This window comes from Bacillus sp. FH (assembly GCF_052216825.1).
Classification (GTDB): Bacteria; Bacillota; Bacilli; order Bacillales; family Bacillaceae_G; genus Bacillus_A; species Bacillus_A paranthracis.
In genome coordinates this window covers 2336685-2357431 of sequence record NZ_JBQOUU010000001.1, presented here as the reverse complement: position 1 = coordinate 2357431, position 20747 = coordinate 2336685, and the positions used below count along the sequence as shown (strand labels likewise).

Annotated in this window: 18 protein-coding genes; 11 read left to right on the top strand and 7 right to left on the bottom strand. The window is 36.2% G+C overall.

Annotated elements, in window-relative coordinates:
• Positions 1–14: 14 nt before the first annotated feature.
• Positions 15–1115 (bottom strand): polyamine aminopropyltransferase, encoded by a 1101-nt coding sequence (locus tag ACTT1L_RS12560; protein WP_229132595.1) that lies wholly within the window; start codon positions 1113–1115, stop codon positions 15–17.
• Between the two features lie 383 nt (positions 1116–1498).
• Between ACTT1L_RS12560 and ACTT1L_RS12555 the strand changes: the two genes are divergently transcribed.
• The 5 genes from ACTT1L_RS12555 to chbG all read left to right on the top strand — a co-directional run bounded on the left by ACTT1L_RS12555 (position 1499) and on the right by chbG (position 5715).
• Complete coding sequence (locus ACTT1L_RS12555) at positions 1499–1801, top strand: PTS sugar transporter subunit IIB (protein WP_001023567.1); 303 nt, start codon at positions 1499–1501, stop codon at positions 1799–1801.
• Between the two features lie 16 nt (positions 1802–1817).
• Positions 1818–3125: a PTS cellobiose transporter subunit IIC gene (gene celB, locus ACTT1L_RS12550; protein ID WP_442821931.1), complete on the top strand. Its 1308-nt coding sequence runs from the start codon at positions 1818–1820 to the stop codon at positions 3123–3125.
• Between the two features lie 183 nt (positions 3126–3308).
• Complete coding sequence (locus tag ACTT1L_RS12545) at positions 3309–3632, top strand: PTS lactose/cellobiose transporter subunit IIA (RefSeq protein ID WP_000989050.1); 324 nt, start codon at positions 3309–3311, stop codon at positions 3630–3632.
• A gap of 3 nt (positions 3633–3635) precedes the next feature.
• A complete protein-coding gene (celF, locus tag ACTT1L_RS12540; RefSeq protein WP_061185458.1) occupies positions 3636–4961 on the top strand; it encodes a 6-phospho-beta-glucosidase in 1326 nt (441 codons plus the stop codon).
• A gap of 49 nt (positions 4962–5010) precedes the next feature.
• Positions 5011–5715 (top strand): chitin disaccharide deacetylase, encoded by a 705-nt coding sequence (gene chbG, locus ACTT1L_RS12535; protein WP_442821930.1) that lies wholly within the window; start codon positions 5011–5013, stop codon positions 5713–5715.
• Positions 5716–5753: 38 nt separating this feature from the next.
• On the opposite strand, the gene ACTT1L_RS12530 is transcribed toward chbG, so the two are convergent.
• Positions 5754–6935: a chromate transporter gene (locus ACTT1L_RS12530; RefSeq protein WP_442821929.1), complete on the bottom strand. Its 1182-nt coding sequence runs from the start codon at positions 6933–6935 to the stop codon at positions 5754–5756.
• A 189-nt stretch (positions 6936–7124) separates the two neighbouring features.
• On the opposite strand from ACTT1L_RS12530, the gene exsM reads away from it, so the two are divergent.
• A complete protein-coding gene (gene exsM / locus ACTT1L_RS12525) occupies positions 7125–7538 on the top strand; it encodes an exosporium regulatory protein ExsM (protein ID WP_000207029.1) in 414 nt (137 codons plus the stop codon).
• A 257-nt stretch (positions 7539–7795) separates the two neighbouring features.
• Here exsM and ACTT1L_RS12520 read toward each other — a convergent pair whose 3' ends face one another.
• The 3 genes from ACTT1L_RS12520 to ACTT1L_RS12510 all read right to left on the bottom strand — a co-directional run bounded on the left by ACTT1L_RS12520 (position 7796) and on the right by ACTT1L_RS12510 (position 12587).
• Complete coding sequence (locus ACTT1L_RS12520; RefSeq protein WP_046198054.1) at positions 7796–10471, bottom strand: PRD domain-containing protein; 2676 nt, start codon at positions 10469–10471, stop codon at positions 7796–7798.
• Between the two features lie 104 nt (positions 10472–10575).
• A complete protein-coding gene (locus ACTT1L_RS12515) occupies positions 10576–11313 on the bottom strand; it encodes a polysaccharide deacetylase family protein (protein WP_000597163.1) in 738 nt (245 codons plus the stop codon).
• 200 nt (positions 11314–11513) lie between these two features.
• A complete protein-coding gene (locus ACTT1L_RS12510; protein WP_000378309.1) occupies positions 11514–12587 on the bottom strand; it encodes a glycosyltransferase family 4 protein in 1074 nt (357 codons plus the stop codon).
• Positions 12588–13076: 489 nt separating this feature from the next.
• Here ACTT1L_RS12510 and ACTT1L_RS12505 point away from each other — a divergent pair, with 489 nt between their 5' ends.
• Both ACTT1L_RS12505 and wecB read left to right on the top strand, forming a co-directional pair.
• Positions 13077–14447 carry a UDP-glucose dehydrogenase family protein gene (locus ACTT1L_RS12505; protein ID WP_139303568.1) on the top strand — a complete coding sequence of 457 codons (1371 nt, stop codon included), beginning with the start codon at positions 13077–13079 and terminating at the stop codon, positions 14445–14447.
• Positions 14448–14521: 74 nt separating this feature from the next.
• Positions 14522–15637 (top strand): non-hydrolyzing UDP-N-acetylglucosamine 2-epimerase, encoded by a 1116-nt coding sequence (gene wecB, locus ACTT1L_RS12500; RefSeq protein WP_000140134.1) that lies wholly within the window; start codon positions 14522–14524, stop codon positions 15635–15637.
• Positions 15638–15670: 33 nt separating this feature from the next.
• Here wecB and ACTT1L_RS12495 read toward each other — a convergent pair whose 3' ends face one another.
• Together ACTT1L_RS12495 and ACTT1L_RS12490 are read right to left on the bottom strand one after the other, a co-directional pair.
• The gene (locus tag ACTT1L_RS12495) at positions 15671–16804 is read right to left on the bottom strand and encodes an LCP family protein (protein ID WP_000392770.1); all 1134 of its coding nucleotides are present in this window, start codon (positions 16802–16804) and stop codon (positions 15671–15673) included.
• A 74-nt stretch (positions 16805–16878) separates the two neighbouring features.
• Positions 16879–17514: a YigZ family protein gene (locus tag ACTT1L_RS12490; protein ID WP_000926683.1), complete on the bottom strand. Its 636-nt coding sequence runs from the start codon at positions 17512–17514 to the stop codon at positions 16879–16881.
• 239 nt (positions 17515–17753) lie between these two features.
• Between ACTT1L_RS12490 and ACTT1L_RS12485 the strand changes: the two genes are divergently transcribed.
• The 3 genes from ACTT1L_RS12485 to ACTT1L_RS12475 all read left to right on the top strand — a co-directional run bounded on the left by ACTT1L_RS12485 (position 17754) and on the right by ACTT1L_RS12475 (position 20647).
• Positions 17754–18596 (top strand): DegV family protein, encoded by an 843-nt coding sequence (locus tag ACTT1L_RS12485; protein ID WP_000844764.1) that lies wholly within the window; start codon positions 17754–17756, stop codon positions 18594–18596.
• A 173-nt stretch (positions 18597–18769) separates the two neighbouring features.
• The gene (locus ACTT1L_RS12480) at positions 18770–19084 is read left to right on the top strand and encodes a winged helix-turn-helix transcriptional regulator (protein WP_000400857.1); all 315 of its coding nucleotides are present in this window, start codon (positions 18770–18772) and stop codon (positions 19082–19084) included.
• A gap of 147 nt (positions 19085–19231) precedes the next feature.
• Complete coding sequence (locus tag ACTT1L_RS12475; RefSeq protein WP_142243322.1) at positions 19232–20647, top strand: C40 family peptidase; 1416 nt, start codon at positions 19232–19234, stop codon at positions 20645–20647.
• Positions 20648–20747: the final 100 nt, after the last annotated feature.

The following is a 20747-nucleotide window of genomic DNA, read 5'->3' as shown; positions in this document are numbered from 1 at the left end:
TTACTATAATGTTGTTAAAATTCCATTTCCTGTTTGTAACATTGATGTAGGATAAGATTCGATTCTGAGTTTAAAAGAGCGAGATTACGTTGTTCTAAATGTTCTTCTCTAAATTGAAATAAAGGAGAAAGAAGGGAAGGTAATGTTCGAGGCGTTGGCACTACATATAATTGCTCAATTTGATCGAGTACATAGGCAGAATTAGCGGCAATATGAAATCCCCAGTCAGTTCCGAAAGAAGGAACGATTGTATGATAACTTTTCACAGTTAATCCCGCATGTTCAATTGTATTACCGATACTCCAATATACTAGAGGTGCATCAGCAGGTGAATTAGATTGGCAGACGAATGCCCCATCTTCTGTTAAGAATGTAGCTATCCGAGCAAAAAGTTCGCTTGTATATAAAGTACTTAAAATTTCTGTTGCTGGATCAGGAAAATCAATAATAATTACATCGTATAAGGATGAAGGAGAATTTAGAAATTCTTTCGCATCACATACGTGCACATTCACGCGACTATCCAAAAATGCATTGTTGTTTAAAGATACTATTTCTGGAACATTACGTGCCATATTAATCATTGCCTCATCTAAATCAACAAGGTCTACATGTAGCACAGTTTCATATTTCAAAACTTCTCGTAGGGCAAGGCCATCGCCACCGCCTAATATGAGAACACGTTTTGGATCAATTACTTTTGACATAATTGGATGCACAAGTGCTTCATGATAAATTTGCTCATCGACGGAACTGAATTGTAGTTGCTTGTCCAAATATAAACGGATATCGCTAACTTGTAACAAATTAATATTTTGATAATTACTTTGTTCCGCAAATAAATTTGTATGTTCACCAGCTTGTATTTGCTTTAGAGAAATTTCATCCCATATATCTAAGTTGTGTGAATCTGTGGGTACTATGACTACATTTTCGGATTGTACTTGTTTATCCTGCTTGTCTTGTTTGTCCTGTTTACCATGCTTGTCCTGCTTATTTTCTACCTCCTGCTGTTCTAGTTCGAATTTGTTAGAGTCTAATTCAGAACGTTTGTCTTTTTTATAGCTTGTTATTCTATAAATCTTTATTTTGCTTTGTTTTCTATGTTTTGGCATAGGAATCCCCTTTCGAATTGTGTTATTTTATTCTATTCTATGTAATTTAGTAGATTTTGCTTGGACAATAGATAGAGGAGTTTTTTTAATAGATTTTCACGCTAAAAAAATTTTTTTAGTGTTTTTTTGTTTTAAATACAACTAGACAACTAAACACTAATCTATTTTCATACAGTTATGTGTTAAAAGCGTGTTGTTTTATAACACACTGTGTGTTTTTTGGTCGACACACTAATTGAAAGCGTTAACACACAAAGAAAATGGTCGAAAAAGTGCTGATTTTAGTGGTTTTAAAAAGTTGGCACGCTAATTGCATTAATAAATAGCGTAAAGAAAAATAAATAAAATATAAATTTTTTATACTACACAAGGGGGATTTTCAAATGAATATTTTATTATGTTGCTCAGCAGGGATGTCTACAAGTTTACTAGTTACAAAAATGGAAGCGGCTGCAAAAGCTCGCGGTCTAGAAGGAAAGATTTGGGCTGTATCTGGGGATGCAGTAAAAACAAATATCGATCAAGCAGATGTATTATTACTAGGACCACAAGTTCGTTACATGCTGTCTTCAATGAAAACGCTTGCTGATGAGAAAAACGTTGGAATCGACGTTATCAATCCAATGCACTACGGCATGATGAATGGAGAAGCAGTTTTAGATCACGCATTAACACTAAAAAAATAATTAGGGGGGAAGCGAAATGCAAAAGTTTATTGCATTTATGGAGAAATATTTAGTTCCTATCGCAGGTAGAATTGGATCGCAGCGCCACTTAGTTGCGATCCGTGATGGATTTATCGCAGTTATGCCTCTTATTTTAGTTGGATCATTTGCAGTACTTATTAATAACTTACCAGTGGATGCATTCCAAAAATTTATGAAAGGTGCATTCGGGGAAGTTTGGAAAGACGTCGGTGGCGGTATGTGGACTGGTTCCTTTGCTATACTTGCCCTCATAGTCGCAGTTGGAATCAGTTATAATTTAGCAAAATCTTACAGCGTAGATGCGTTGTCAGCAGCAATTATTACATTCGGTGCATTAATTATTATTTCTCCGACAACGCCAAAAGAAGGTGGTATTGATTTAGCTTGGACAGGGGCACAAGGTCTATTCGTTTCTATCATAGTGGCTCTTCTTGTAACTGAGGCATTTAGATTCTTTGTTCAAAGAGATATTACAATTAAAATGCCTGATGGTGTTCCACCAGCAGTAATGAAATCATTTGCAGCATTAGTTCCAGCATTCGTTATTTTAATCGTAACAGCAGGCATTCAATTAGCAGTAAAATTAGCAGGAACAAGTATTCATAAATTCGTATTTGAAACAATTCAAGTACCATTACAAGGTTTAGCAGGTACATTGCCAAGTGCCATTATTATAGCGTTGCTTATTCACGTATTATGGTTCTTCGGATTACATGGTCCGAATATTATTGGGGGTATTATTGACCCAATCTATTTGCCAGCGTTAGAAAAAAACATGAAACTATTTGATGGTGGTATGTCTGCATATGATGTACCGCATATTTTCACAAAGCCATTCTTTGATGTATACGTGTACATTGGTGGATCTGGTGCAACATTAGCATTCTTAGTTGCAGTAATGCTTGTTGCAAAAAGTGCGCAGCTTCGCGGTGTAGGTCGCGTATCTATCGGACCTGGTTTCTTCAATATTAACGAACCAGTTATTTTCGGTACACCAATTGTATTAAATCCAGCATTAATTATTCCATTTGTACTTACACCAGTGGTATTAGTTATTACTTCTTATACAGCAATCTCTTTAGGATGGGTACCAAAAACAGTTGCTTTAGTTCCATGGACAATGCCACCAATCTTTAGTGGTTATCTTGTAGCGGGCGGAAGCATTGCTGGTGCAGCATTACAAGTAGTGAACTTTGCAATTGCGGTAGTAATTTACTATCCATTTGTATTAATGTGTGACCGTACTTATGTACAAGCTGCAAAAGCTGAAACAAAAGGAAATGACAATTCAGTATCACTTTAAAAAGTATTGTTCTGACGAGTTTTTATAGCTCGTCAGAACAACTAACTTTTATATCATGTTCAAAAAGATGAAATCCATCTACAAGAACACCAAACTATCATTCATAAAATAATAATTTAATAGACATGTTCAAACTGAAGGGGTATGTAAGTCGGTTGAACGATAATAGAGAGGGCGGTAATTATGATGACTACAGCAGAACAAATTCCATTCCAATTGATTTTAAATAGTGGTAATGCACGAAGCTTTGCGATGGAGGCACTTCAATTTGCCAAACAGGGGAAAATGGCAGAGGCTGATGAAGCGATGGTAAAGGCGAAAGAAGCGATTAATGAAGCGCATCATTTCCAAACGGAGCTCATACAATCAGAAGCAAGAGGAGAAAAAACAGAGATTAGTGTTCTTTTAATTCACGCACAAGATCATTTAATGAATGCGATTACAGTAAAAGAATTAGCAGCAGAGTTTATCGATCTTTATAAAAAGCTTGAAGCGAAAGGGGAATAAAGCATGCCTGGAATTAAAATTGCTACAATCGGCGGTGGATCTAGTTATACACCAGAGTTAATTGAAGGATTTATTAAACGTTATGATGAGCTTCCTGTTCGTGAAATTTGGTTAGTAGATATTGAGGCAGGAAAAGAAAAGTTAGAAATCGTTGGTAACTTAGCGAAACGTATGGTAAAAAAATCTGGTTTACCAATTGAGGTACATTTAACGCTTGATCGTCGCGAAGCATTAAAAGATGCTGACTTCGTAACGACGCAGCTTCGCGTAGGTTTATTAGAAGCTCGCGCAAAAGATGAAGCAATCCCGTTAAAATATGATGTAATCGGTCAGGAAACGAATGGTCCTGGTGGTTTATTCAAAGCATTGAGAACGATTCCTGTTATTTTAGATATTTGTAAGGATATGGAGGAGCTTTGTCCGAATGCATGGTTAATTAACTTTGCAAACCCAGCTGGTATGGTAACAGAAGCTGTTCTTCGTTATACAAATATTCAAAGAGTAGTTGGTCTATGTAACGTTCCAATCGGAATCCGCATGGGTCTTGCAAAATTGCTTGAAGTAGATGCAAGTCGTGTTCACGTTGATTTTGCAGGTTTAAATCACATGGTATATGGATTAGACGTATACTTAGATGGCGTAAGTGTAATGGATCGTGTGTTAGAACTTGTAACAGATCCAGAAAAGCAAATTACGATGGAAAATATCGCTGCGCTTAACTGGGAGCCAGACTTTATTCGCGGCCTTCGTGCAATTCCATGTCCATACCATCGTTACTACTACAAAACACGTGAAATGCTAGAAGAAGAGAAAGAAGCTTCGGTTGAAAAAGGTACACGTGCAGAAGTAGTAAAACAATTAGAAGATGATTTATTCGAGTTATATAAAGACCCGAATTTAGATATTAAACCACCACAATTAGAAAAACGTGGAGGCGCTTATTATAGTGACGCAGCATGTAGCTTAATTACGTCTATTTATAATAATAAAGGTGATATCCAGCCTGTTAATACACGAAACAACGGAACAATTGCAAGCTTGCCACATGATTCGGCTGTTGAAGTGAACTGTATTATTACGAAAGAAGGTCCAAAACCAATTGCAGTTGGAGATCTTCCAGTACCAGTTCGCGGTTTAGTACAACAAATTAAATCATTTGAGCGCACAACAATTGAAGCTGCTGTTACAGGGGATTATCATAAAGCGCTGCTTGCTATGACAATTAACCCACTTGTACCATCAGATAAAGTGGCAAAACAAATTTTAGATGAAATGTTGGAAGCGCATAAAGAATATCTTCCGCAGTTCTTCAAAAAGGTAGAGAAATAAAAGCGGCGCTATTTAGCCCGCTTTTTTTATTCTATTAGGAGGTATTATGATGATTAAGTTAATTGTAAATGCAGATGATTTCGGTCTTACAGAAGGTACAAATTACGGCATTATTGATGGACATATAAATGGACTTGTAAATTCAACGACGATGATGATGAATATGCCAGGAACAGAGCATGCGGTACGCTTAGCAAAAGAGTATAAAACGTTAGGGGTAGGAGTACATCTCGTATTAACGGCAGGGAAACCGCTTCTTGGAGATGTACCGTCACTCGTAAGTAGCGATGGATTGTTTCATAAACAAAGTGTCGTATGGGAAGGGAAAGTAAATCCAGAGGAAGTTGAGAGAGAGTGGACTGCTCAAATTGAGAAATTCCTATCTTACGGATTACAACCAACGCATTTAGATAGTCATCATCACGTGCATGGATTGCCAATTTTGCACGATGTTCTTGAAAGGTTAGCTGTTAAATATAATGTTCCAATTCGTCGTTGTGAAGAAGAGCGAGCAGTACGCCCATTTTCTGACGTATTTTACAGTGATTTTTACGCAGATGGTGTGACGGAAGATTACTTCGTGAAGTTAAAAGAAAGAGTACAAGGTGAACAAACGGTAGAAATTATGGTTCATCCAGCTTATATTGACCCAGAGCTTGTGAAGCGTTCTTCTTACGTAATGGATCGCGTGAAAGAATTGCGTATTTTAACAGAGAGTGAGTTGCCTGAAGGAATAGAGCTTGTAAAGTTTTAATAGAAAAAAGACGGCTACATTATGCCGTCTTTTTTTATTTACAAAATGGATAGAATATATCCGCCAAAGGCTCCAAGTATAACGATAACCCAAGGTGGTGTTTTCCAAAAAGCGAGCAAGCAAAATAGAAGAGATGCAAAAACAAAATCTACAGCGTTCATAATCGTGCTTGTCCAAATAGGGTCATAAAAAGCGGCAATTAAAATACCGACAACGGCCGCATTGACTCCAAGTAGTGCGCCTTGTATGAAAGATATTTTTCTCACACTGTCCCAAAAGGGTAAAACACCAATAACGAGTAAGAAAGCAGGAAGAAAGATCGCAATTGTTGCAAGTATGGCACCAAGCGTCCCGTTTAACACTGCTCCTATATAAGAGGCGAATGTAAATAGTGGTCCTGGCATTGCTTGTGTTAATCCGTATCCAGCTAGGAATTGTTCTTTCGTCATCATTCCGTTTTGTACGAACTCACCTTCAAGAAGGGGGAGGACGACGTGTCCGCCTCCAAATACAAGTGCGCCAGAGCGATAGAAACTATCAAATAAAGCGATGTAATAAGAGAACGGTCTTAATATTGGTAGCAGTAGTAATAGTCCGAAGAATAAGACGAGACAAGAAACTGCTATCTTTTTTGAAATAGGTACTTTTATATGTTGAGATTGACTAATTGGTTCGTTGCGATATAAAAGCCAGCCGATAAAGCCAGATATGATAATGAGAGTGACTTGTGTCCAGCTACTTGGCCATAATAGGGCGATTGAGGCAGTTGCAATTGCAATCGTCGCACGATTTCGGTCTGGCGTTAATTTTTGCGCCATTCCCCATATTGCATGAGCGACAATAGCGACTGCTACAAGTTTTAGCCCATGAATCCAGCCAGCACTTCCAAGGTCGAACTGATTAAGGAATGAGGCGAAGAAAACTAAAACAAGCACAGACGGTAAAGTGAACCCAATCCATGAAATAATAGCTCCGAATACCCCGCCTCTTAATAATCCAACGCCCATACCGACTTGGCTGCTAGCAGGACCAGGGAGGAATTGACATAGTGCTAATAAATCTCCATAGATTCGTTCATCCATCCATTTTCTTTTTTGTACATATTCGTGGTGGAAATAGCCGAGATGGGCGACGGGGCCACCAAACGAAGTAAGTCCTAATTTAAATGAGACGAGAAAAATCTCTAATAATGTGTGAAAAGTGTATTTGTTATTTTCCAAAACGACCTCCTAGAATGTTTTTCTAAGTGCATTATACAAGAGGTAGTAAAGAAAAAGGAACGATTCTAGTGTAAAGATTATGTGAATCTTTTCTTCGTAATTAACACTTGAAAAAGTCATAAATGATTATGTATAAACCATAAAGTAGTAGAAGTAGTGCTGGGAAATTTATATAAGGAGAATGCCCGTATGACAACACATTTCTTTGCGAGGTTAACAGGTAAGAGGGAAATACCTCCTGTAAATACAGAAGCTTATGGCGTAGCAGAGTTTATATTTAGTGAGGATTTAAAGAAGTTGCAATATCGGGTCATATTGAAAAACATCGAAAAAGTTACATCATGCCAAATTCATTTAGGGAAAGCAAATCAAATTGGTCCAATTGTTTTAAGTTTATTTGGTCCATTAAAGCAAGGTATTAGTGTTAATGAAGGAGTCGTCACTGGTGTAGTTAATGTGGGGGATTTTGAAGGGCCTTTACAGGGGCGAGCGTTTGATAGCTTACTGCAAGAAATCATTCAGGCGAATGTATATGTAAATGTTTATACGAAGTCCCATAAGAAGGGTGAAATAAGGGGGAGAATTAGGAAAGTAAAGAAGTAGCAAAAAGGCTGTTCATATTGAACAGCCTTTTCTGTTATAAGGTGCGAATTTTAGCGATTATTGACGGTAAATCGATATATTAGAAAAATCGCTGATAAAACTCGAGTTGCGCTGATATATTTTGAAAATCGCCGATAAAACCTGAGTTGCGCTGATATATTTTGAAAATCGCTGATAAAACTCGAGTTGCGCTGATATATTTTGAAAATCGCTGATAAAATCTGAGTTAAGATCGATATACTAAAAAACTGCCACGATTAATTTTTTAGAGGCTGATTTTTAATGAAGAAGTCCATAACATAAAACACTTCGTCATCAGGTATTTGTATTTCAAATGTATTTTCAATTGGCTGCAATGCCTTTTTTACTTTCATATACATCCAGTATTCATCTTGTCTTCGTTTCTCTTTATCTGGATGAGGGAGAAGGCTTTCTCCCTTTTGAAGACGGTCAACCATACAGCTCATATGCAGAATAACACCCATTAAACTGTCAGGAGTTAGCTGTAAGGAAATTAATTCTTGAATTGTATTTAATGCGTAACGAATTGTTTTGATAAGTAATGCTCCGTCGTTACGCTGCATTTGTTGTTCCAGGATATCAGCCATTTTTGCATATGTTTCTTCATACGTAATTAATTCTTGAATTGGCTGAATCGCTGTGTAGTTTACAATGTCTTGGAAATGATACGTTAAGCATGGCACTTGCACATCAAAATTCGTAACAATACAAATGATATTCCGCTCTTTTTTTATGTTCTCAATCATTTTCGTTAAATCTTTTTCATGGACGATACTAATCGGAATGATTTCAATTAAGTCTTTGTCAAATCGCAAATAGTTCTCCAACATTTTTTGAATAGCTAAAGCACTGCCTTCCCCAGTTAAACAAGCTGTCAAAATAACAGATTTCATTGGTGATAGTGGTTTTTTCTTTTCTTCTTGTACGTTTAAGTAAAACGGTGTTAAGTTCTTCACCGTTTCATATAATGCATCTAACGAGTAGCCAAGCTGAGCTTTTCGAGCCGCTTCTAGTGCATGTGGAGTGCTTGTCATGGAAAGAACACGCACTGGAATTTTGAACTCAGTTTCTAATATATCACCAATATAAGCGAGAGATCCCATATCAACGAGTAAGAGAAGCCCGTTTACATTTTGGAGTGTTTTCATATACACTTTCACACGCTCTAAGAAATCTTTCGGCGATTCATGTAACGGCATATCGATACCGGTTACTTCGTCAATGCCGAGCAGTTCATTTGCGACGTTTGCCATTTCTGTTGCTATGCCGTTGCCGTGCGCTAATATTAATACTTTTACTTCTGTTTGTGAGGCAGGAATTGGATCAACAACGAAGAACATTGTTAAAAAGCCTGCTTCATCGATAGGCATTGTTATTTGTAATTCGTCTTCCAGTAGTTGAATGCATTGCATAGCTACGGAAAAAGCTTCTTTATATTTCGTACGAATTTGATTTAATTGCGGGTGATGAATTTGTTTTCCGGCCTGTAAACGTTGTAGAGTTGTCTGTACATGTAAACTTAAAGCGAGAAATACTTTTTCATCGAACGTTTTGGATAAATGTTTTTCAGCAAGTTCAGCAATTTTTTCACAAACGGAAACGATATTACGATCTACAATTTTAAAAACATTTTCATGACTTGTCTTTTTTGACATTTGGTTAAAATATTGTACGAAAAAGCTTTGAATATCATTTTCTATTAGTAATTCTAATTCTTCCTCTTCAATACCACGAGCTTGAAGTTCTTCATATTTATAGTCAATATAATCGTAAATAGAAGACTGTTTTTCATTTTCTATTTTATGATTACTCCAACCTTCATCACCTGTAAATATAAATGTTTCATTCGGTATTTGGTATAGATGACGGCTCTTTCTTTCAATGAATAGTCCTTCTTTCATATACCAAGGTAAGTCTGTGCTTGAAACATAGACAGAATCACGTTTCTTTGTCACGAAGTCAGAATAGGCTTTCGCACAGGCAATTTGTACATCCGTTTTTAATTGGCCGATGTTATTAGGACAATTGTAAAAGACGAAAGCACGCATTGCATTCGGGCTAACGTGAATTTCTTTTCGCAAGCGAATTGCTTCATTTGTGAAAAATAGTTGCAGTAAAGCAAAACGTTCTTTATGTGTACGCTCACGAAGTGGTGGCAGCGTGACAGTCATTGGTATACGTCTTGTAAATGTTTTTAATAAAAATGAATTTGGTTCTTCTGTTGTTGCAGTAATGATCAATACTTGTGCTTTACGTTCGTTTTCTGTTTCTCCAAGGCGGCGATATACTCCGCGGTCAATAAAGGTGAAAAGCATTTCTTGTCCCTCTGGAGGAAGGCGATGTACCTCATCTAAGAAAAGGATCCCTTCATGTGCTTTTTCAATTAACCCTTTTTGATCACTTGCCCCTGTATACGCTCCTTTTTTAATCCCAAATAATTGCCCGAGTAGTAGCTGTGGGTTGTTTGCATAATCAGCACAGTTAAAGACGATAAATGGTGCATTTTTAGGAAGCTGTTCAACTTCAATTGCATATTCGTGCATTAAAGAAGCAAACATGGATTTTCCGACGCCTGTTTCTCCGAGCAGTAAAGTATGCATACCGTTTGGAGGATAGAGAATAGAAGCTTTCGCTTTTTCGATTGCGATTTTAAGGCTCGTATTTTCAACTGCAAATGTATCTAATGAAGTTGCTTCTTTTGAATGCGTTTCCAACGAAGTGTTCGTTTCTATATAAAAACGAACAGGACGCGTATTTGTTTTTAATAAACGTTTATCTTTTACGAGTTTGTTTAAGTCGCTACTTACATTGGCTCGATCTAGCTGCAACAGGGTAGCGAGTTCTGATGCAGTTACACCTTCTGTATAATTGCTTTTTTGTATTGCGTTAAAAATGAGATCTATTCGTTTCATTTCTATTCACCTCGAAACTTCATCACTATTTAAAATTTTACACAAAAATGGGAAGGGTGGGAAGAGAAAAATAAAACAGCTTTAGCACATAGGCACTAAAGCTGTTACAATCTTGTGTCTTTCCAAAAGTTTACTTCGAGATGAGAAGATGGATTATAGGGAAGAAGCTTGTATCCTTGTGACTGTAAGTAATCAATTACTTGTGGCAGTATTTGTACGGTTACACTCGAATCATGCATTAAAATTACTTCGACTTGTTCATCGCTCTGATTACGTACCCTTTCTAGTATGGCAGAAGGGTTATCATAGCTTTTCCAGTCGTATGTATCGATTGTCCAATCCCACATTTTATACTGGGCTGATACAAGTGCATCACGGTAATTTTTTTTTAAATAAGGCATGCTACCATACGGGACACGAACGAGATGTGAATTTAATTTTGTAACTTGCTGAACGATGCTTTGTGTTTGTTCCATCTCTGTAATTAAAGCAGATGGATCACCGGTGTAAAGGCGTTTTACATCATGTGACATACTGTGAAGCCCGATATAATGTCCGTCTTTAATTAATCGTTGCATTGTCTTTTTATAATGTGGCACTTTTCCACCAATAACAAAGAAAGTTGCTTTTCCGTTCTTTTCTTTTAAGATGTTTAAAATTTGCGTAGTATATTTGTTTGGTCCGTCATCAAATGTTAAGTACGCGATTTTTTTGGTAGAAGAGGTAGTTTCGGTATTTGGATGATGTTCAGCAGGGGGAATGGTAGTCGCTCCTGCATGAGATGACGCGTACATAGTAATCGTTAAAAATAAAATAATGTATTGAAATACTCGCTTGATCATAACATTCACCCTCAGTTTGACAATCAAGATGTAAAAAAGAAAATATAATCCTTTTCTTATTATGTATATCTTTCTCCAATAGTGGAACTCTCAAACAAGCTATATTTTGGAAATGTAAAATAATGAATAAAAAATAGCATCCTCTTATAAGAAAGAGGATGCTATTTGAATATTTCATAATAGTAAAGGCTATACTACAATTAGTCTTCGCGTTTTTTCACTTTTTTATAAAAGGAAATAAGTGGTTTGTAACGTTCATGTACAAGTCCAATTACTTCAGCAATAATTTCTGTAAAGAAGATTAAAACGAAAAGAAGAATAATGGATAACCATAATGTTGCACTAGTAAAAATAATAGCATTTACGCTAAAGAAGATACCAAACGCGTATATAATTAGTACCGTTTTGCGATGTGAGAAGCCCATTGCAAGTAAACGGTGATGTAAATGCGATTTATCTGGTGCTGAAATAGGTTTTTTATTTACGATACGACGGATAATTGCAAATGCCGTATCAAATACAGGTACGCCTAAAATGATAACTGGAACGATAAAGCTGAATAACGTTACACTTTTGTATAATCCAAGTAACGATATAACAGAAATACAGTATCCTAAAAATAGTGCTCCTGTATCTCCCATGAAAATTTTTGCTGGATGGAAGTTGTAGAATAAAAATCCAATTGTACTTGCAAGTGCAATTAGTGCTAGCGGTAAAATGATAGCCGTTCCAGTACCCCATGGGCTAGTGAAGGCCATGTATGCTAGCGTTGCCAGTACGATAGATGAAATACCAGCGGATAATCCATCTAAGCCGTCAATTAAGTTGATTGCATTTGTAATACCTACAATCCAAAATACTGTAATTGGGTAAGCAAGCCATCCAAGTTCAGTATCCCCGAGGATTGGAATATATAATACTTGCACTAATAATCCACTTTTTACAATCATAATGGCAACTAATAGTTGTCCACCGAATTTTACCTTCGCAGATAACTCGTACATATCATCTAAAATACCGATGATTACAATGATAATCGCACCTAGCGTTATCGATAACATTCTTTGTTCATATAAGCCACCGACAACAAATCCAACAGCCACACCAATAAATATTGCTAACCCGCCAAGACGAGGCATAATCTTTTGGTGCACTTTACGCGCGTTTGGCTTATCTGTTGCTCCTATTTTAAAAGCTAACTTAATAACTAAAGGAGTAACGACGAGTACAGTGATGAAAGATGCCAAAATGGCATAAATCACTTGTGAGTCCATTAATACCCCACCCTTTTATAGTCTAACGTAATTTTTTTTAATATATTTATCTGAAAATTATGATGTTTATTTACAGGCTCATAACATATGGTATCACAAAAAGATTAGAATTCAATCTTTTTTTCGTTTTATGGTAAATGGAAGCAGATAGAATATATGACAATGGTATACAGAATGTTGAATCGTTTGAGAAGGTTAATCGTATTGGGCTTTGGAATATGACATTTTCTCTTTCTCTTTAATAGCGAATAATTTTATTTCAATATTATAAGTGTTACACGTAGAAATGAGTAAGTTCCGTGTTAAAATGTGGGAATTTTTCAAGTCTGAACGTGCAGCTTTAATCTCGGTAAAATTTCTATTTGTTTTATGGACAATATTTAATTTTACAAAAACTTAAAAAAGAATGAAGAAAGCAATTCATATAATAAAGAAGTAAAAAAGTTTTCTCATTTTTAATGTGAGAGGGGGAAGCACAGGGGAAATTCTATGTATTCGTATATTTTCTATTGTATATTCCTGTGCGAAAAGGAAATGAAAATTACGATAATAGGTACCGGATACGTTGGATTGATTACAGGAGTAGGATTGGCAGTATTGGGACATTCGGTTACATGTTTTGATATAAATGATGAGAAAATTGAACGGATAAAACAAGGGGATTTGCCTATTTATGAAGTTGGCTTATATGAATTAATACATGATGCGTGTGAGAATAATCGTTTAACTTTTACAACAAGTAAAGAAGAAGCATTTCATGATGCAGAATTTATATTTATTGCAGTTGGAACGCCATCGTTATTAGATGGGACAGCAGATTTAACATATATTCAAAATGCATGTTTTGATATTGGAACATATGCGACTAAAGACATTATTGTTGTTACAAAAAGTACTGTTCCTGTAGGGACGAATGGTGCTATGAGGGGATGGATTGAGGAGACATTACAAAATAGGCATGAATTACATATTGTATCGAATCCCGAATTTTTACGGGAGGGTTCAGGGATTTACGATTTTTTTCAGGGAGATCGTATTGTAATTGGAGCTGATAATGAGGAAGCGGCGCGAAAAGTTGAGAATTTATATAGTAAATTACATTTGCAAACGTATGTTACAGATATAAAAAGTGCAGAGATGATTAAATACGCATCGAATGCCTTTTTAGCGACAAAAATTAGTTTTATCAATGAAATTTCAAATATATGTGAGAAGGTAGGAGCTAATGTATTAGATGTTGCAAAAGGAATGGGAATGGATAAGAGAATTGGGTCGTCTTTTTTAAATGCAGGCATTGGTTACGGGGGATCTTGTTTTCCGAAAGATACGAAAGCGCTTGTGCAAATTGCAGGGAATGTGGCACATGATTTTCGTTTGTTAAAAGCCGTCATTGAAGTAAATAATAAACAACAGCTATTATTGATTGAGAAAGCGAAGAAAGTAATGAATATGAACAAGAAGCGAATTGCAGTGCTGGGAGCAGCATTTAAACCGAATACAGATGATATAAGAGACGCACCGTCCCTTATTATGATACAAGAATTAATGAATATAGGTGCAGACATAGTGCTATATGACCCGAAGGCGATTCAAAATATGAAAAATATCTTTGGGGAGGCTATACAATATAGTGAATGTATAGATGAATCGATTAGAGGAGCGAGTGCGGCTTTTATCGTGACAGAATGGGAGGCTATCCGAACGTATCCGTTAGGAAAGTACGTACAACTTATGAGAGAACCTATTTTATTTGATGGAAGAAATTGTTATACTAATGAGGATGTTAAGAAACAAGGAATAGATTATTATTCTGTTGGAAGAGAAAGTATTCATAAGAGGGATTTTTCCGTTATTCGTTAAAAAGGTATGTATTCATGTATATTCTTATATGTCATAATAGGATTTGTAACTAGTGAAAGAAAAGAGGCAATGAAATGACTGAACGTTTAAAAGTAATGACAATTTTCGGGACACGTCCAGAAGCAATTAAAATGGCACCTCTTGTATTAGAGTTGCAAAAGCATCCAGAGAAAATTGAATCGATTGTGACTGTAACAGCACAACATCGTCAAATGTTAGACCAAGTATTAAGTATCTTTGGAATTACACCAGATTTCGATTTGAATATTATGAAGGATCGCCAAACGTTAATCGATATTACAACGCGTGGTTTAGAAGGTTTGGATAAAGTAATGAAAGAAGCAAAGCCGGATATCGTACTTGTACATGGTGATACGACGACAACGTTTATCGCAAGCTTAGCTGCTTTCTATAATCAAATTCCAGTAGGCCATGTCGAGGCAGGACTTCGTACATGGGATAAATATTCTCCATACCCAGAAGAGATGAATCGTCAATTAACAGGTGTAATGGCAGATCTTCATTTCTCACCTACAGCAAAATCAGCAACGAACTTACAGAAAGAAAATAAAGATGAATCACGTATTTTCATAACAGGAAATACAGCGATTGACGCACTAAAAACGACTGTAAAAGAAACATATAGTCATCCTGTACTAGAGAAACTTGGAAGTGATCGTCTTGTACTTATGACAGCTCACCGTCGTGAAAACCTAGGAGAGCCAATGCGTAATATGTTCCGTGCAATTAAGCGTCTTGTTGATAAGCATGAAGACGTACAAGTTGTGTATCCTGTTCATATGAACCCTGTTGTTCGTGAAACTGCAAATGATATTTTAGGCGATCATGGCCGCATTCATTTAATTGAGCCGCTAGATGTAATTGATTTCCACAATGTTGCAGCTCGTTCATACTTAATGCTAACTGATTCTGGTGGTGTACAAGAGGAAGCTCCGTCATTAGGTGTACCGGTTCTTGTTCTTCGTGATACAACAGAGCGTCCAGAAGGTATTGAAGCAGGTACGTTGAAATTAGCGGGAACAGACGAAGAGACAATCTTTAGTCTTGCAGATGAGTTGTTATCAGACAAAGAAGCTCATGATAAGATGTCAAAAGCATCTAATCCGTACGGTGATGGTCGTGCATCAGAGCGTATTGTAGAAGCAATCTTAAAACATTTTAATAAATAAAAAAACAGCCAAATCGCATGCGATTTGGCTGTTTTATTGCTGATTTCTCATAATCCACTCTGCATGAGCATTCGTAGAAGGAGGGGGATCAGTTGGTGTTTTGTTCTGATTCTGATTCGTTTCTTTCTTTGCTTTCTCGTTAGAGTTCGAATTTGAAGAAGGAGTGGATTCCGTTTTTGTTGTTGAATTTTCTTGCGTGGTTACCTTTTCTCCTAGTTCTTTTTTAATTTCGTTACGTACTGCCTCAACACCGTTTGGATCTGGAAGGAAGTAATAAATACCACCTATTTTTTTGTCTTCTCCTTCAAGTTTGAGTGTTTGTATTGTGGAAGGGTCAAACCCAGAAAGTTTCTTGTAAAGAGCAAGGCCATCTGAAATAGGAATGTCAGTTTTTATATATTTTCCAACGACTGCTGTCAAATCTTTAATTTTAAATACGGTAGAGGTGGAATTTAGTTTTTGAGCAACAGCAGCTAGTAATTGTCTTTGTCTAGCAGCCCGGCCATAGTCACCATTCGGATCTTGCTTTCGCATACGAACGTAAGCGAGTGCTTCTTCACCATTTAATTCTTGTTGTCCTTGCTTAAATTCGATTTTTTTGTAGTAATCCACGTCTGAACGCTCCCAAAAATCGAAGGGGACATCAACAGTAACACCGCCAACAGCATCAACAATACCTTTAAAGCCTTGGAAATCAATTTTAAGATAATGGTCGACAGGCACTTTTAGAAAACCTTCGACAGTTTTGATTGCCATTTCTTCTCCGCCGTAAGCATGCGCAGCGTTAATTTTGTCCTCTTTATTCTTTCCGACAATTGGAACGCGACTATCCCGAGGAATACTCATAAGCGAAATCTTTTGCGTTTTCGGATTGACTGTCGCAAACATTAATGAATCTGTACGACCGTTTTGGCCGTCTGTTGCATAATCTTCTATACCCATAATAAGGAGTGTAAAAGGCTCCTTTGTAATTTCTACATCTTCGGTTCTCAAATCCGATTTTTCACGAGTAAAACCACTATACATCCCCATGAGAGAAGAGTAGGAATTTAATATATAAAGTCCTACACTACCAAATAAAAATAAGAAAATAAGGAAGTAGAAAAACTTTCTTCTTCGTTTCTTTTTTATTCTGCTATTTTGGAGATGATAATAACGTTCTTCCATATATAATCTCCTTAGTTCATTTGTAGGAAAGTAATTCACTACATTAATCTTTAAAGGCGATACAGTATTTATTCTTAGATAACATCTTGTTCTAAGTACAACATATCTCCTTCTGTAATTGTACATTTCCCATTTGTTAATTCAATCATCCAATCCGTGAATGGTTGTTTTCCATCTTCTTCTACATACGTATCAAATGTGACATTTTCGAGGTAATGTATATCTTTAATGGCATATTTTGAATTGCGTAATTCATTTTCAATTTTACCAAGTAATGTGTAATCAATTTCGGTCTGCATAACACGCATTAATTTTCGCTCGACAACACCGACATGATTAATGCCTTCGCTTGTACATTTTCCATATGCGCGAATTAATCCACCAGCGCCCAGTTTGATGCCACCAAAATAGCGGGTAACGACAACGACGGTATCTTTTAAACCGCGTTTTTTTAGTACCTCTAACATAGGTACGCCAGCTGTACCGCTAGGTTCACCATCATCATTTGCTTTTTGAATTTGATCTTGTTCGCCAATTAAATAAGCAGAACAATTATGTGTTGCATTCCAGTTTTGTTTTTTGATTTTTTGTATGAATTCTTGAGCCTCTTCTTCGGTTGTAGCACGACTAACATAACAGATGAATCTTGATTTTTGAATAACAATTTCGTGTTCACCGTAGTCTTTTATTGTTAAATATTGTAATAACACTTGTATACGCTCCTATCCATCAAAATGACTAGTACTTTACATTTTAAAAGCGGGCGTTTTTATATTCAAACATTTTTTATAAATAAGCTGAAATTTTTGGTGAGTGTTTTACCTTTTTGTTGTAATTTGTCGAGATGATGAGTATAATTTCAAACCCGCATTTTCATGTATGGATGCACCATTTTTAGTTTTCGTGTAAAATTAGGAAATAAAAACTTTTTTATAAGGCAGGTACGAAAATGAAAACAGCTATTGTTACTGATAGTACAGCATATATACCGAAGCATATTCGTGATGAACTCAATATATATATGATTCCATTAAACGTTGTGTTTGGAACGGAATCTTATCAAGAAGAAGCTGAAATTTCAGCAGATGATTTTTATGTAAAAGTACGTGAGCAAGAAGAACTTCCAAAAACTTCTCAACCAGCAATCGGAAAGTTTGTTGAGCTATATGAAGAATTATCTAAGGATTATGATGCAGTTATTAGCATTCATCTTTCAAGTGGGATTAGTGGTACATATCAAACTTCAACGACAGCTGGTCAAATGGTAGAGGGTATTGATGTATATACGTACGACTCTGAAATTAGTTGTGAAGTACAAGGATTCTACGTGCGTGAAGGTGCAAAGCTAGCAAGCGAAGGGAAGGATCCAAAAGAGATTATCGCCCGTTTTGATGAAATGAAGAAAACGATGGACGCTTATTTTGTAGTAGATGATTTACACCATTTACAACGTGGAGGCCGATTAAATAGTGCGCAAGCTTTCATCGGTAGTCTGTTACAAGTAAAGCCGGTTTTATATTTTAGAGACAAAATCATTATCCCGTTTGAAAAGATTCGTACGCGTAAAAAAGCGTTAAAACGTATCATTGAAATTTTTGATGAGCAAGCAAGTAAAGGTGTACCTATGGAAGCAGTTATCATTCATGCACAACGTGAAGAGGAAGCGAATGAATGGAAGGCAGAATTAGAAGCAAAATATCCTCATGTTACAATCCGCACAGGTTATTTCGGTGCTGTAATTGGAACGCATTTAGGTGAAGGTGCATTAGGTCTTGGATGGTATACGAAGTAATAAAGATATAAAAAGCTCTCTTTCGGAAGAGGGTTTTTTTACGGATATTTTACGTGAAGTTGACAAGTTAATATTTGGAAATGGTAAAATGTACGTAAAATAAAATAATGAGGAAAGTTTTATAACTTACTTTTTACAAGAAACTATATTATAATAGAAGAGAGGTGAAACATATGGAGCATAATTCTTGTTTATGTCCAAAGTTTGAGTCAGCTTTTACTTTGCTTAGTAAGAAATGGACTGGCTTAATTATTAAATCTTTGCTGGAAGAGTCAAAACGTTTTAGAGAAATCGCAGATATTATACCGAATATGAGCGATCGTATGTTATCAGAGCGTTTAAAGGAATTGGAAAGCGAAGGCATTGTAGTTCGTAATGTTTATCCAGAAGTACCAGTTCGAATCGAGTACGGCTTAACGGACAAGGGAAAAGCGTTAGAAAGTGTTATGGATGAAGTCCAAAATTGGGCTGAGAAATGGATGAAATAACGTTTTGATTTCATCCGTATTAGTATATTTAATAAAACGTAAGGGAAACCTTGCGTTTTTTTCTTTGCTTATAAAAACCTTTTAAAACTCTACACATATATACAAAAATATGCATATTTTGCGATAGTGTTACATATAATATTACATTTGTTTTACAAAAGCGTAACATTAGCAAAAAAAATCCCGAATTATGGTATAAATTTTATAGGTTATATACGGAAAAAGAAAAAAGAAAGCGGTGTAAAAAATAAAATGAAAAAGCTAAAAATGGCATCTTGCGCATTAGTGGCAGGGTTAATGTTTTCAGGACTAACACCAAATGTATTTGCAGAAGATAAAATTTCTGACGTGAAATCACAAATTAATACACAAAATGACACTTTACATAAACAACAACAAGAACGTGATGAATTACAAAAACAAATGAATGACTTAAACAAAACAATTCAAGGTTTAGATAAGTCTGTTCAAGAGAATGCTGCAAAGCTTGATGAAACAACGAAAAAAGTTGCGGACACTGAGCAATTAATCGAAAAGAAAAATAAAGATATTGCAGAATTACAAACGAAAATTGCAAAACGTGAGGAGTTATTAAGAAAACGTTTAGTTGCACTTCAAGAGCAACCAAACACAAACGTTGTAACAGAAGTTCTTGTAAACTCTAAAAACGTTGCAGATTTAGTTGATCGTTTAACTTCTGTTTCTAAAATTCTTGAGTCTGACGAAGATATCATGAAAACACAACAAGAAGATCAAGCGAACGTGAAAAAAGATGTTGAAACGGTAAAAACAAAGCAAAAAGAATTAAAAGAAGCACAAGCTCAAATTGAAACTGCTAAGAAAGAACTTGACGCTGAAAAAGAGAAAAAAGCAGCGGCAGTAAACGATTTAAGCGGTAAAATGGATACAGTTGTAACTTCAATGACAAGTACGGAAAGTCAATTGAAAGATCTTGAAAAACAAGCATTACAATTACAACGTATTGCTGAACAAGAAGCGCAAGAAAAAGCTGCACAAGAAGCTGCTGCTCAAAAACAAGCAGAGCAAGCTGCTAAAGATGCGCAAGCTCAACCAGCACAAGCGGCACCTGCTCAGCCAGCAGCGCCAGTAAACAACGGTGGACAAGCTCAAAAAGAAGTACCTAAAAAGGAAGAGCCTAAAAAAGAAGCACCTAAAAAAGAAGATAAAAAACCAGAACCGACACCAGGCCCAGCTCCAGCTCCTGGCGTAATTGGTAAAGCACAACAATACTTAGGTTTACCATATGTTTGGGGAAGTGCATCTCCATCAAACGGTGGTTTTGACTGTAGTGGATTCATTTCTTACGTATTCGGTGTAGGTCGTCAAGACGTTGCAGGTTACTGGAACTCAGTTTCTAAAGTAAGTAGCCCACAACCTGGAGATTTAGTATTCTTCCAAGGTACTTATAAACCAGGCCCATCTCACATCGGTATTTACGTTGGTAATGGCCAAATGATTCATGCTGGTGATAAAGGTATTGCTTATGCTAGCTTAAGCAGTAGCTACAACCAAAAACATTTCTTAGGATACGGTAGATTCTAGGATTTATAATCGAATAAAACATGTGTATAAAGTCGATAGCTTACTATTTTATAAGTAGGTTATCGGCTTTTTTGCGTTTTTACGAGATTATAAGAAAGGT